This window comes from Propionibacterium ruminifibrarum, from assembly GCF_900289195.1.
Classification (GTDB): Bacteria; Actinomycetota; Actinomycetes; order Propionibacteriales; family Propionibacteriaceae; genus Propionibacterium; species Propionibacterium ruminifibrarum.
This window is the reverse complement of the sequence record NZ_OMOH01000003.1, coordinates 65101-79146: the sequence shown is the minus strand read 5'-3', so window position 1 is coordinate 79146 and position 14046 is coordinate 65101. Positions and strand designations below refer to the sequence as shown.

Genomic DNA, 14046 nt, shown 5'->3' with positions numbered 1-14046 from the left:
TGCCTCGGACAAGACACGATGGGCCCTCATGGCGTAAATTTGCCCCCGCAGCACCCCCACGCAACCCCCGAGACCACCGTCCCACTCCATGTTGCGACTGCTCCAGTACCGACCCCCATGCAGGAGAACAGCATGAAGAAACTCAGAACGGCAGGCCTCGCCCTGCTGACCATGGCCCTGGCGCTGCCCACGGCATCGGGCGTCGCGCTCGCAGAACCCGCCGACGACGATCCCACCGTCCCGGTGGTCGCCGCAGACGACACCGCGGCGGACACCACCGAGGACGCCGGGGCGACCGACAACGACGGGACCGACGAGGCCGCCGCACCGCGCGTGAGCGCCGCCGACGTGACCTCCACCGCCTGCAGCAGCGTCGTCGGCGCCGACCAGCTCACCAGCACGATCACGACCTTCAGCAACTCGCAGGTCGACGCGGTGACCGCCGGCTCCTCGTACCGGATGAACATCACCGGCACCCTGGCCAATGGGCACTGCGCCGGTGACACGATCACCGTGACGATCGCCCACCCGCTCCAGGGCAATGCGAACGCCAGCTATCCGATCTACGCGACCGACGGCACGGTCGCGGGCCAGCTGGTGGTCAACGGCGACGGCACGCAGGCCACCCTGACCCTCAACGAGTGGGTGAGCACCCGCAACAACGTGCAGCTCGACGCCTACCTCGCGGTCTCGGTGGCCACCACCGCGACCGAGCAGGACACCGCCACCTGGACCGTCGACGGCACCACGTACAACATGCCGGTCAACCCGGGCTCGGAGCCCTGCACCGACTGCGACACGATGCCCGAGCAGGCCGCCAAGTGGGGCTACTACACCCAGAACGACGGTGACGCGAACGACACGATGCGCATCACCGTGCAGATCCCCACGACCACGGCCCCGAACACGACCTTCACCATCACCGACACCCTCGGCTCGGAGGGCCAGCGGTTCTCCTGCGTCGAGGACGACCTGAACTGGCGCTATTACACGTCGCTGCGTCCCGACGGCAACCTCGCCGACGGGGACTCGACCTACGACACGCTGTCCAAGACCGACACGAGCCAGATCTCCGTCACGCAGGTCTCCTGCGAGGACACCACCTTCACCGCCACCGTCACGATCGCCAACGCCGGTGTCGCCTCTCGCCTGTACATCCCCGTGCTCGTCACCGATGAGAGCCGCACGGAGTTCCCCGACGCGGTGACCGTCACCAGCGATCAGGGCTACAGCGGCGGGACCTCGACGACCGTCTACAACGACCAGGGCGGCGGAACCCTCGGCGGCAATGACATGGTCCCCCAGATCGACATCGTCAAGGCCGACACCGATGGCAACGATGCCGACACCGAGGACGAGGCCGTCGACCTGACCTCGACCGAGGGCGCCACGCAGCTGATCTTCACGATCACCAACATCGGCAGCGAACGTCTGCGTGACGTCACGGTCACCGATGAGATCACGAAGGGCGCCGGCACCGTCTCGAACCTGGACTGCGACTTCTCACAGGCTGACCCGCAGGCGCCGACCAGTGGCACCACGTGGGAGGGCCCCTTCCTCATCGACGCCAGCTTCACCTGCACCGCGGACCTGACCGGAGTGACCGATGAGATCCATGAGGACGTCGCCTCCGTCGACGCCACGGGCTGGTTCACCGGCACGCCCGTGCACGCCGACAACCCGTACCACGCCACCTCGACCCCGCCGGTCACCCCTGAGCCCACACCCAGCGCTCCGGAATCCACACCGGTGACCCCTGAGCCCACGCCCAGCGCACCGGCGCCCAGCCAGAGCACCACGCCCCGTAAGAACACGAGGGGGCTGCCACGCACCGGTGTCGACGGGACGAGCGGCCTGGCAGCGGCGTTGGCCCTGGCGGCAGGCCTGGGGGCCGTCGTCTCCCACCGGCGTCGCCGATGAGGCCATCCTGACGGGCGGCTGAGTCGGGGCAGGGACCAGCCGCACCACATGGGGAGGGTCCCGGAGCGAGAGCTCCGGGACCCTCCCCATTCTTGATCCAGGGCCTCATGTGTCGAACCCAGGAGAAACTCATCACAGAGCTGTGAATTCTTCACATCTTCATAGTTTTCCGCTATGTTTACCTCTGTCCATCACGATGGGCGCGCCACCCCCGGAACCACCCCGACCCATGACCCGGAGCGAACCCCGATGCGCATCGGAGGCCTCGCCGGACCATCCCGGAGCCGCCGGCATGCGGGGCGCACGTCCATTGCCCCACGTGCACTGGCAAGGAGTCCGACATGAAACCAGCACGCACCCTGAGCAGGATCGCCGTCGCGGCCGCAGCTGCATCCATCGCTCTGCTGTCCTCGGCGGGTACCGCACAGGCCACCCCCAACCAGCCCGCTTGCGACTGCCTCTGCCCGCACCACCAGAAGTCGGCATCGCCGAGCCAGGAGTCCTCAGCCCCCGAGACAACGGTGCCCATCTGCCCCCGAAACACCCCCTCGAACCCGGCCAGTGACACCCCCACGGCTCCCGAGAGCACGACCCCCTCCAGCCCGCAGACCACGGCACCGTCCTCCCCCGAGAACACGCCGTCGAGCCCGGTGCCCTCCGAGAGCACCAGCTCCACCACGCCCACGCCCTCAACCCCGCAGAGCAGCACCCCCTCCAGCCCTGAGAGCACACCGTCGACCACCAGCCCCGAGACGACACCCTCGGCCTCCGACAGCGCCGCTTCCCCGAGCACGCAGAGCACCAGCTCCGCCACGCCGCGCAGCACCAGGCCGAGCAGCCTGCCTCGCACCGGCTCCGGCGCAGCCACCGGCCTGGCCGGCGCCGGGGCACTGGCCGCCGGTGCCGCCCTGCTCGCCCGTCGCCGCCGCTGAGCGCTCACGCATCGAACCGACCTGTCGGGGAGGGTCCGGAGCAGCTGTTCCGGACCCTCCCCGACTCTGCATCCGCCCCTGCCCGGAACCGGATCGGGGGTGGCCACGGGAGTCCACCGAAAAACCGGGGGACGGCCGCGAGGAGGGTGATCTCCCCCGGCCGGATTCGCTAAGTTGACCACGTCCATCCGGCGGACGGACACCCCCCTGCGGCCGGGCGCAGTCGTCCTGTCGATGGCACACCGCGGCCTTCGACCATCCCGGAACCCGGCGTGGCAGGCCTGCACGTCCGCCTCTCATCTGCCCATGGCACAGGAGTCCGACGTGAAATCACCACGCATCCCGGTCAGGGTGGGGATCGCCGCCGCGGCGATCGCCATCGCCCTGCCCGTCTCGGCGGGCACCGCCCAGGCCGCCCCAGACGCCCCCGACGAGGCGGCCTGCACCGCCTCCGCCCTCGACACCAGCGCGCTGAGCCTCGACGTGACGACCAGCACCGGCGACGTCGTCACCAGCTACCAGGGCGGCCAGAGCTACCTCGCGCAGCTCATCGGCCAGGTCACCCCGACCTGTGACGGCGACTACACCGACGTCACGGTGCCCACCGACTTCCGGACCACGGTCGACCGGAGCTACCCGATCCACTCCGCCGACGGCCAGACGCACGTGGCCACGATGTCCGTGACCAAGACCGACGACACCGCGACAGCCCGCATCGCCTTCAACCAGGCCGGCGTGGACCTGGCGGCGACCGGCGAACTGACCCTGAGGGCCTTCCTGCAGGTCAGCCTGGACACCGCCACGACCTCCGGCCAAGTCCTCGAGACGCTCTGGGACGTCAACGGCGCCACCACCCCGATCAGCGTCAACGTCACCCAGTGCGCCACCTGCGCCCAGCTGCCGGCGGCACTGTCCCTGTGGCAGTACTCCGACGCCGACAACCAGCTGGGATCGCAGACGCCGCGGGTGCACGCCGTCGCGCAGCACCCGACGGTCGGGGAACCCGATGCGACGGCCGCCACGACATCGACCTTCACCATCACCGACACCCTCGAGGCCGACTCCGGCCAGGAGCACGACTGCGCCACACCGCTGCGCTGGTCCTGGTACACCGCCATCGACCAGCACGGGAACCCGACGGACCTGACGAGCGGCCGCGCGGGCGCCGACACCAGCGACGTCATCGAGCTCACCGAGACCTCCTGCTCGGCCACCTCCCGCAGCTACACCGCCACCGTGACCACCCCGGCCGGCCCCGACGGCACCTTCACACCCGTCGCGTCCCGCGTGCGCTTCCCGATCACCGTCGACGACCTCACCGGCACCTACACCAGCAGCCTCACCGGCGACCAGGACGGCGCCCCACTGCCGTCGCGTGAGGCATCGGCCAGGGCCTCCCGAAGCGGCGGCACCCTGATCAGCGACGCCGTCTCGGTCGTCCTGCAGGACTCCAACGGCAACGACGCGAACACCGCGGACGAGCCGGCCGACCTGACCGGCACGAACGGTGACACGCGGCTGGACATCACCGTCCGGAACCGCGGCGGCGAGCCCCTGCAGAACATCCGGGTCAGCGGCTCGGTCGACGAGGGCGACGCCCGGGTGACGAACCTGGACTGCGCCTTCCCGGACGGCACCACCGGCACCGTCTGGTCGGGTCCGCTCCCGGTCGGCGCCGAATTCACGTGCACCGCCGACCTGACCGGGGTGACGGCCGCATCGGACCACGCCAGTACGGCCACGGTGCGGGCCATCGGCGTCACGAGCGGGCACGAGGTGAGCGCCACGAACAGCTACCACGCGAAGGTGACCGGCGCCGAGGCACCCGCCTCGCCGTAGGCACCCACGAACAGGCCTCCGGGTCCGCACTCGACGGCCCGCAGGAGCCGTGCCGGCGCAGGGCCGGGCCCGGGCAGGACCGCTCGGGGCCCGGCCCCTTTTCATCCTCGGCTACGGTTGATCCACCGTCCCGACGCCGCCTCGCCGCGGGGGCAACTCTCAACCAACGCTGCACAGCGGGATGGCGAAAGTGGGCCACGCACAGGGCTCCGCACTAGGATTCATGCGAGGGTGAGTCGCATCAGCGTCTTGTTTGGAGGACACGTGGGTCTGTTCGACAGAGTCGAGAAGAAGCTCGAGGGCGCCGTCAACGGCGTCTTCGCCCGCGCGTTCAAGGGCGACGTGCAGCCCGTCGAGATCGCCTCCCGACTGCAGCGAGAACTCGACGCCGAGGCGCGTCTGCTGACCCGCGACAAGCGCCTGGTGCCCAACGACTTCCAGGTGCACCTGTCCAAGCACGACTACGACCGACTGGCCCCCTACTCGCGCACGCTGAACGCCGAGATCGTTCCCGACCTGCGCGAGCACGCCGCGGAACGGCACTACGTCTTCGACGGCCCGGTGAACATCGAGTACCTGCTCGACGAGTCGCTCAACACGGGTCATTTCGAGATCACCAGTGCCGCCGTGGCCACCGTGGCAGAGACGAACGGCGCGGCATCGTCCACGATGATCCGGCACGCCCCGCTCGTCCTCGAGGTCAACGGGGTACGCCACCCCCTCATGCCGCCGGGCTTCACCATCGGCCGCGGCACCGAGGCGGACCTTCGCATCAACGACCCGGGCGTCTCGCGCACCCACGCACGCGTCCTGGTGACCGAGGGCGAGTACGGGGATCTCGACATCGCCATCGAAGACCTGGGTTCCACCAACGGCATCGTCGTCAACGGCCAGCGCGTTCAACGCTGCCGACTCGACGACGGCTCGCGCATCGAGATCGGGTCGACGCGCATGCTCGTCCACTCTCCCGCAGGATCGTGACGTGAGCACCATTCTCGTCGCCACCCTGAAGGTGGTCTTCCTGGCCCTGATGTGGTTGTTCATCCTGTTCGTGGCGAACACCATCAGAACCGACCTGTTCGGTCGCACCGCAACCACCTCAGAGCTCAACGACGCCCCGGGGCCGTCCGGGGCCAAGCCGGCCAAGAAACGCAGACGACGCAAGGAACTGACCCGCCTGGCCGTCATAGCGGGCCGCCGCACCGGCACCGAGGTGCCGCTGGATGGCGAGATCACGATCGGCCGCTCGGCCGACTGCGTCCTCGACATCGACGACGACTACGCCAGCGGGCACCACGCCCAGCTGTGGCAGGACTCCGCGGGCCGCTGGGTGGTCACCGACCTGCAGTCCACCAACGGCACCTACGTCAACGGCGCGAAGATCGCTGAACCCACCCTCGTAGGGCCCAATGATGTGATCCGCATCGGGCGCTCTCAACTGAAACTGGAACGCTGACCCGTGACTGATTCCCAGACCAGCAAGAAACTCGACGAGGACCTGGTGCCCACGAACACCAGGGTGCCGGCCGTCGACGTGCCGGCCGCAGGTGCCGGCCGGCGCTTCAGCCTCGACGTGAGCGCCCACTCCGAGATCGGTCTGGTACGCAAGAACAACCAGGACTCCGCCTACACCTCGCCGACGATGATCGTCGTGGCGGACGGCATGGGCGGCGCCGCGGCCGGTGACCTGGCCAGCGCGGCAACCATCCAGGAGCTGGCCAGGGCCGACACCCCGCACGAGGGCGAGCAGATGCTCGAGGTGATGGCCGGCATCCTCACCAAGGCGAACGACCAGCTGGCCGACCTCATCAGCTCCGACCCCGAACTCGACGGCATGGGCACCACGGTGTGCGGAGCCATGTTCAGCGGCACCCAGCTGGGTCTGGCGCACATCGGCGACTCACGCGGCTACCTGCTGCGTGACGGGACCCTCTCCCGCCTGACCCACGACCACTCGTGGGTCCAGTCGCTCCTCGACGACGGCAAGATCACCTCGGAGGAGGCGGCGTCGCACCCGCACCGTTCCCTGCTCCTCAAGGTGCTCAACGGCCAGCCCGTTCACGAACCCGACCTGCAGCTGGTCGACGTGCAGGCCGGTGACAGGCTGCTGTTCTGCTCCGACGGGCTGTGCGGCCTCGTCGACGACCGTCACATCCGCCGCCTGCTGCGCGAGCGCACCCCCGCCGACGCCGTCGAGGCGTTGACGCAGGCCGCCCACGAGGCGGGCGGCTACGACAACATCACCATCATCGTCGCCGACGTCGTCCCACAGTCGGCCGAGCTCGACGCCAGGCCCGGCAGCATGATCGGCGCCGCCGCCACCGTCGAGGTGCCGAAGATCGAGCCGCCGGCCGGGGCGGGCGAGACCACCACGGTCCTGGGGGTGTCCGGCACCAGGACCGTCAGCCTCGACCCGGACGGGCCCGAACTCATCGATCCCGATGCCCGCGAGGACGTGCGCTACTCGCCGATGATCGGCAAGCGGCGCCGCCACTGGTCGGTCATCATCTCGGTGATCGTCGCCCTCATCGTCCTCGTCGGCGGGCTGCTCGTCGCCTGGCGCTACGCCACGGACCAGTACTACATCGCACCCTCCGACGAGCACGTGGCCATCTACAAGGGAATCCCCGATACGATCGCCGGCCACAACTTCGGCGAGCTCGTCGAGGAGCGCGACACCCTGGTGTCCGATCTGCCCGTCTACTACCGGCAGCGGGTCAACGACGCCGAGATCAAGGCCGACACCATCGAGCAGGCCCGCGAGCAGGTCGACTACCTGGACGAGCTCGCACGGGCCTGCATCGCCAAGCGGGCCGAGTCCACGCCCGGCGCCACCCCGAGCAACGGGCAGGGTGACGGCACGGCCGATCCGTCGGAGGCCCCGAGCGCGTCCCCCAGCACCTCGGTGCCCGTCTCCATCCCGGCCAGCGCGTCGGTCGACCCGGAGGACTGCGGATGAGCAGCAGCGACTCCGGCCGGCTGGTCGTCTACCGCAAGCGCCGCAACGTCGAGCTGGCGCTGATCGTCGTCGCTGCGCTCTTCGGCATCGGCGGTTTCGCGCTGACCACCATCAACCTGAGTGGCGAGCTTCCGGCGAACCTGCCCTGGGTGGCCGGCGGCTGGCTGGTCCTGTGCCTGGTCGCGCACCTCGCGGTGCGGTTCAAGGCCCCGTGGGCGGACCCGGTGATCCTGCCGTGCGTCCTGGCGCTCAACGGCCTCGGCCTGGCGATGATCTACCGCCTCGACCAGGACGAACCGGTCTCGACGCTCGTCAACGGCCAGCTGATGTGGACGGCGGTGGGCATCGCCCTGTTCGTCGCCGTGCTCTTCGGGGTGCGCGACTACCGCGACCTGCAGCGTTACCCGTACGTGCTCTTCCTCGCCGGCCTGCTGCTCCTCCTGCTGCCGCTGGTGCCCGGGCTGGCATCGGCGGCCAACGAGGACAACGGGTCACGCATCTGGATCTCGGTGGCGGGGTTCAGCTTCCAGCCCGCCGAGATCGCCAAGATCATCCTGACGCTGGCCTTCGCGTCCTATCTGGCGGAGCACCGCGACGTGCTGCAGCTGGCGGGTCGCAGCTGGGGTCGTTTCCGCATGCCACGGGGCAGGGACCTGCTACCCATCATGGTGATGTGGCTGGCCGCCGTCGCGGTCATCGTCTTCGAGAACGACCTGGGCACGGCGCTGCTGTTCTTCGGCCTGTTCGTCATGATGCTGTACGTGGCCACCAGTCAGGTGCGCTGGGTGGTCATCGGTGTCGTGCTCTTCGGCAGCGCGGGCCTCATCGCCTACAACACCCTGTACCACGTGCAGGTGCGCTTCTCGTCCTGGCTCGACCCGTTCTCCGACCCCGAGCAGAACGGCCAGATCATCTCGGCCCAGTACGGCATGGCGTGGGGAGGCCTGTTCGGACGCGGCTGGGGCCAGGGGCGCCCGTCGCTGGTGCCGCTGGCCCAGTCGGACTTCATCGCCAGCTCGCTGGCCGAGGAACTCGGGCTGGTCGGGCTGATGGCCGTCATCGTCGTCTACGGCCTCATCATCGCCCGCGGCCTGCGCGCGGCACTCACCGCACACGATGCCTTCGGCAAGCTGCTCGCCGGGGGGCTGTCGTTCACCTTCGCGCTGCAGGTCTTCGCCATCATCGGCGGTGTCACCAGGCTGCTGCCGCTGACCGGCCTGACGACACCGTTCCTGTCGCAGGGCGGTTCCTCGCTGGTCGCCAACTGGGTGATCATCGCCGCCCTCATGCAGATCTCCCACGCCGGGCGAGCCCCCGTGGCACCCAATGACCTCGCCGAGACCGATCTGGCCGATGCCCCGACGACCTTCCTCAAGAGGGTGGAAGCATGAATACGGCACTGCGCAGGGTCTCCGTCTTCGCGGCCCTCATGATCCTCGCCCTGCTGGCGAACGTCACCTTCAACTACGGCGTGCGCTCCACCGGGCTGCTGACCGACCCCGGGAACCGGCGCGTCGTCGACTCCCAGTTCGACGCCCCCCGCGGCTCGATCCTGGTCGGCACGACGGCCATCGCCGAGACCGTGCCGGTCGAGGGCGGGCGGTTCAGTGTGGAACGGGTCTACTCGAACGGCCCGCTCTACGCCCCGGTCACCGGTTACTACTCGTACATCTACGGGCGCACCGGCCTGGAGCAGCGTTACAACGACGAGCTCTCCGCTTCGGGGGACTCGCAGTTGTTCCGGCGCATCCTCAGTGAGCTGGGTGGTGAACAGCCACAGGGCGACACCATCCAGACGACGATCAACGCCAGCGCCCAGCAGGCCGCCTCGGACGCCCTCGGCGGGCGCACGGGCGCCGTCATCGCGATGGACTACACGACCGGCGCGATCCTCGCCTGGGCCTCGACCCCCAGCTATGACCCGAACCTGCTGTCGAGCACCGACCTGGAGAGCACCCAGGCCGCCTGGGACCAGCTGAACGCCGACGAGGGCCGGCCGCTGACGGACCGCGCCACCCAGGAGATCTACCCGCCCGGGTCGACCTTCAAACTCGTCGTGGCCTCGGCCGCCCTCGAGGACGGCATGAGTGCCGACAGCACCGTCGCCTCGCCCACCACGCTGCCACTGGACAACTCGACAACGACCCTGCCGAACTCGACCAACTGCGGCGGCGACACGACAACGATCGATCACGCCCTCCAGGTCTCGTGCAACACGGCTTTCGCGAACCTGGGCATGGGGCTGGGGCAGGACAAGGTCCGTGAGCAGGCCGAGAAGTTCGGGTTCAACGCGGCCTTCGGCGGTGACGTGGACTCTGCAACGAGCGTCTTCCCGTCCGACCTCGACAACGCCCAGCTGGCCATGAGTTCGATCGGCCAGTTCGACGTCTCGGCCACGCCGCTGCAGATGGCCTCGGTGGCCGCGACCCTGGCCAATGACGGACAGGTCATGCAGCCCTACGTCGTCTCGCAGGTACGTGACGCGAACCTCAATGTCATCTCCGAGACCAAGCCGACGACCATCCGCCGGGCCGTGAGCGAGGAGACCGCCGGCTCGATGCAGCAGATGATGATCCACGTCGTCGAGTCCGGTACGGCCACGGCGACGCAGATCAGCGGCCAGACGATCGGCGGCAAGACCGGCACGGCCGAGAACATGGCCGGCGCGAGCGCCTACTCCTGGTTCGCGGGCTTCGATCAGGAGACGAATGTGGCGCTGGCCGTCTTCCTGGCCGACCCCGACCAGCCCGGCACCGCGACCGGCAACGCCACCGTCGCGGCGCGCACCGTCTTCGAGGCGCTCGCATCATGATGACGTCACGAACAGGAACGGCCGGACGAGTCCGGCCAGGCATGACGCGGTCCGGCGACACGATGCGGAGAGGAGACCGGCGATGACCGCTACCAATACCGTCCTCGGCGGCCGCTACGAACTCCAAGAGATCATCGGCCGCGGCGGCATGGCCGAGGTGTGGCGGGCCCGCGACCTGCGGCTCGACCGTGATGTCGCCATCAAACGGCTTCGGGTCGACCTGGCGACGGACCCGACCTTCCAGGCCCGTTTCGGCCGCGAGGCCCAGTCCGCAGCCGGGCTGAACCATCCGAACATCGTCTCGGTCTACGACACCGGCGGCCAGCAGGACGAGGCGACCGGCGTCGTCGTCCCATACATCGTCATGGAGCTCGTCGGCGGGCGAACCCTGCGCGAGATGCTGCGTGAGGGCCGCATGATCGAACCCGCCGTGGCGCTGACCTACACGCAGGGCGTGCTCGATGCCCTCGACTACTCGCACCAGCACGGCATCATCCACCGCGACATCAAACCCGCCAACGTCATGATCACCCCCACCGGCCAGGTCAAGGTGATGGACTTCGGTATTGCCCGCGCGGTGGCCGACACGTCGGCGACGATGACGCAGACGGCTGCCGTCATCGGCACCGCCCAGTACCTCTCGCCCGAGCAGGCCCGCGGCGAGACCGTCGACTCCCGTTCCGACATCTACTCCGCGGGCTGCCTGCTCTACGAGCTGCTCACCGGCCGCCCCCCGTTCACCGGTGACTCGCCCGTGGCCGTCGCCTACCAGCACGTCCGCGAGACAGCGGTCCTGCCCAGCACGCTCTCCCCGAAGGTGACGCCTGCCATCGACGCCATCACGATGACGGCCCTGTCCAAGAACCCGAACGACCGCTACCAGACGGCCCGCGAGATGCGCGAGGACATCTCCCGCGTTCTCGAGGGCCAGCAGGTGACGGCGCAGATACCGGCCGTCCACGCCGACGTGCCGACGGCCGTCATCGGCCGGCCCGCCCGTGCCCTGCCCGATGAGGACGAGCAGGACGCGGAGGACACGGACACGAAGAAGAAGCGCCGTGTCACGGCACCGACCGTGATCCTGTTGATCATCCTGGCGCTCATCGCCGCCGGCCTGGTCTACGGCGCCATCCGGCTGCGCGAGATCCGCCAGGAGGCCCAGCAGACGACCGTCCCGGCCGTCATCGGTTTCACCCAGGAGCAGGCCGTCTCGACGCTGAAGAACTACACCCTGGACCCGCAGGTGCAGCACACCAACGGCGACTCGGCGACGAAGGGCCAGGTCATCAGCACCGACCCGGCCGAGGGCACGACGGTGCCGATCAACTCCACCGTCGTCATCACGGTCAACGACGGCCCCGCCGCGGGCACGATCCCCGACGTGACGGGCATGGATGAGGACGACGCACGCGAGGCGCTGCGGGCGGCCGGGTTCACGAACGTCGTGACGAAGGACGCCGGCGAGGACCAGGAGAAGATCACCGACATCGCCGGCAAGATCATCGCGACGAGCCCGGCCGCGGACACCTCGGTCGATCCCGAGTCGACGGTGACGCTCTACCGCGCCACCGGGCGCTCCCGGGTCCCCGACGTCTCGAGTACCCAGATGACCGAGGACGAGGCCGTCCAGGTGCTCGCCAACGCGGGCTTCTCGAACGTCCAGGTCCTCGAACGGGAGACGTCCGACTACCCCGAGGACACGGTCTTCGACCAGTCGGTGGCCCCCGGCCAGCTGTACTCCCGCACCGACCAGGTGACGATCCAGGTCGCGGTGGCACCCGAGGAGCCCACGCAGCCCGCGACCTCGTCCTCGCCCAACGGCAGCAGCGCCGCATCACCCGGCACTGCCGTCTCGAGCGGCAGCTCCCGCTCGGCGGGGGCGTGACCGCACGATGAACAGCGACGCAGATAGGGAACAATGGTTCTGTGAGCACTGACGAACCGTTCGACGGCAACACCACCCCCGGCCGCGACCAGGACCACGGCGTGCGTTCGACGCGCCGTACGCCCATCCCGGGCGAGGCCGGCGCGGATGACTTCATCGCCTCACTGCGCGACGGGCGATACCGACTCGTCGAACGCGTCGGGGCCGGCGCCATCGGCCAGGTGTGGCGTGCGCAGGACACCACGCTGGAGCGCGAGGTGGCCATCAAGACCATCAACCTGGCCACGAGCGCCGATCCCAGCACCGAGGCGCGCTTCAGGCGCGAGGCGGTCGCCACCGCCGGGCTCAACCACCCGAACGTCGTCCAGATCTACGACTCCGGGGTCGACGGCCACAGCGCCTACATCGTCATGGAGTTCCTCCACGGGCCCAATCTGCAGGCCGTCGTGACGAAGCAGGGGCCGATCGGCTGGCAGGCCGCCCTGCCGATGCTGGCGCAGGTCGCGGCCGGCCTGGGCGCGGCCCACCGTTTCGGCGTCATCCACCGTGACGTGAAACCGGCCAATGTCGTGCTCACCTCCGACGACCTGCGCAGCACCCCGAAACTCGTCGACTTCGGCATCGCCCGTCTCAACGACCAGCAGAGCACCGCCCTGACGAGCACGATGACGGCCATCGGCTCGGCCGCGTACATGTCGCCGGAGCAGGCCTCGGGCGAGCGGGTCGGTTCGAGTTCGGACATGTACTCGTTCGGTTGCCTCATGGTGACGGTGCTGACCGGCCAGCCGCCCTTCCCCGGCGAGTCCCCGGTGGCGGTCGCCCGCGCCCAGGTCTACGACACGCCGCCGCTGCTGCGGTCCCGCGTCCCGGACGCCCCGGTCTCGCTCGAGAACCTCGTCGCGGCGCTGCTGGCCAAGAACCCCGAGGACCGTCCCGGCGCGGACGAGGTGGTCGCCGCCCTCAACGCGATCCAGGGCGACCCGCAGGCCCCCGGGCTCGTCGCGGCACCCGCCCCGATCGGCCCGGCGGCGGATGCGGCCACCATGGCCATGTCCCCCTCGACGCTGCCCGGGGCGGACGCGGACGCCACCGCCGAGGGACGCACCCGGATCCTGCCCGCCGGCCAGGGCACTGCCGGTTCCACCGCCGTCGACGGGCTGCCGCCCGTCCCCGCTGCTACCACGGCCGGCACGACGGCCGCCCCGGTCGTCGGCGGTGGCGCGGCAGCGGCCGGGACCGGAGCGGTGCCAGCCGAGACGGGCGCCGGCTCGAGGACCGGCAGGGGCAGGCGCATCGCCCTGGTGGTCGCCATCGTGGCCGTCCTGGCCGGGCTCGTCGCCCTGGCCTGGACGCAGGGCCGCAAGTCGGCCGACCCGGCCCCCTCGCAGACCATCACCCAGACGCAGACCGCCACGGCGTCCCCCACCACGACACCGACCACCCAGCAGAGCTACGACACAGCCGGCACCTACCAGACCGACTACCCGCAGCAGACCGATGTCGGTGGCTACGGCCAGGGAACCGGGGACTACGGTCAGGGCACCGGCGGGGGCTACTACCCGCAGCCGAGCCAGAGCTACGACCAGCAGCAGGCGACGGCCACGGGCGCCAACACCCAGGCCCAGCAGAACGGCAATACCGAGGACGAGGGCGACGACAGCTACGAGACGGAGGGCGACTGAGCCGATGAGCCCGGCCA

10 protein-coding genes are annotated in these 14046 nt (G+C 69.6%); all 10 read left to right on the top strand.

Features of this window, described 5'->3' with window-relative positions; genetic code table 11:
* Positions 1-132 precede the first annotated feature (132 nt).
* The gene (locus PROPJV5_RS04055; protein WP_119715069.1) at positions 133-1920 is read left to right on the top strand and encodes an Ig-like domain-containing protein; all 1788 of its coding nucleotides are present in this window, start codon (positions 133-135) and stop codon (positions 1918-1920) included.
* 341 nt (positions 1921-2261) lie between these two features.
* Entirely contained in the window at positions 2262-2852 is a 591-nt protein-coding gene (locus PROPJV5_RS12365; protein WP_147385336.1) for an LPXTG cell wall anchor domain-containing protein, read from the top strand.
* 324 nt (positions 2853-3176) lie between these two features.
* The gene (locus tag PROPJV5_RS04040) at positions 3177-4691 is read left to right on the top strand and encodes a hypothetical protein (RefSeq protein ID WP_147385335.1); all 1515 of its coding nucleotides are present in this window, start codon (positions 3177-3179) and stop codon (positions 4689-4691) included.
* 264 nt (positions 4692-4955) lie between these two features.
* Complete coding sequence (locus tag PROPJV5_RS04035) at positions 4956-5672, top strand: FhaA domain-containing protein (RefSeq protein WP_119715065.1); 717 nt, start codon at positions 4956-4958, stop codon at positions 5670-5672.
* 1 nt (position 5673) lies between these two features.
* Positions 5674-6147 carry an FHA domain-containing protein FhaB/FipA gene (locus PROPJV5_RS04030; protein ID WP_119715064.1) on the top strand — a complete coding sequence of 158 codons (474 nt, stop codon included), beginning with the start codon at positions 5674-5676 and terminating at the stop codon, positions 6145-6147.
* A 78-nt stretch (positions 6148-6225) separates the two neighbouring features.
* A complete protein-coding gene (locus PROPJV5_RS04025; protein ID WP_476704275.1) occupies positions 6226-7650 on the top strand; it encodes a PP2C family protein-serine/threonine phosphatase in 1425 nt (474 codons plus the stop codon).
* Positions 7647-9041 carry an FtsW/RodA/SpoVE family cell cycle protein gene (locus PROPJV5_RS04020; protein WP_119715063.1) on the top strand — a complete coding sequence of 465 codons (1395 nt, stop codon included), beginning with the start codon at positions 7647-7649 and terminating at the stop codon, positions 9039-9041. Before PROPJV5_RS04025 ends, PROPJV5_RS04020 begins: the two co-directional genes overlap by 4 nt.
* Positions 9038-10462, top strand: a complete 1425-nt coding sequence (locus PROPJV5_RS04015; RefSeq protein ID WP_119715062.1) for a peptidoglycan D,D-transpeptidase FtsI family protein — start codon at positions 9038-9040, stop codon at positions 10460-10462. The genes PROPJV5_RS04020 and PROPJV5_RS04015 overlap by 4 nt, the downstream gene beginning before the upstream one ends.
* Positions 10463-10544: 82 nt before the next feature.
* Entirely contained in the window at positions 10545-12347 is a 1803-nt protein-coding gene (gene pknB, locus PROPJV5_RS04010) for a Stk1 family PASTA domain-containing Ser/Thr kinase (RefSeq protein WP_119715061.1), read from the top strand.
* Between the two features lie 41 nt (positions 12348-12388).
* The gene (locus PROPJV5_RS04005) at positions 12389-14029 is read left to right on the top strand and encodes a serine/threonine-protein kinase (protein ID WP_119715060.1); all 1641 of its coding nucleotides are present in this window, start codon (positions 12389-12391) and stop codon (positions 14027-14029) included.
* The last annotated feature ends 17 nt before the right edge of the window (positions 14030-14046 follow it).

Excerpts from the sequence above, each read along its gene's own strand:
- PROPJV5_RS12365 (WP_147385336.1), top strand. The coding sequence starts at position 2,262 with ATGAAACCAGCACGCACCCTGAGCAGGATCGCCGTCGCGGCCGCAGCT.
- PROPJV5_RS04015 (WP_119715062.1), top strand. The coding sequence starts at position 9,038 with ATGAATACGGCACTGCGCAGGGTCTCCGTCTTCGCGGCCCTCATGATC.
- PROPJV5_RS04055 (WP_119715069.1), top strand. The coding sequence starts at position 133 with ATGAAGAAACTCAGAACGGCAGGCCTCGCCCTGCTGACCATGGCCCTG.
- PROPJV5_RS04020 (WP_119715063.1), top strand. The coding sequence starts at position 7,647 with ATGAGCAGCAGCGACTCCGGCCGGCTGGTCGTCTACCGCAAGCGCCGC.
- pknB (WP_119715061.1), top strand. The coding sequence starts at position 10,545 with ATGACCGCTACCAATACCGTCCTCGGCGGCCGCTACGAACTCCAAGAG.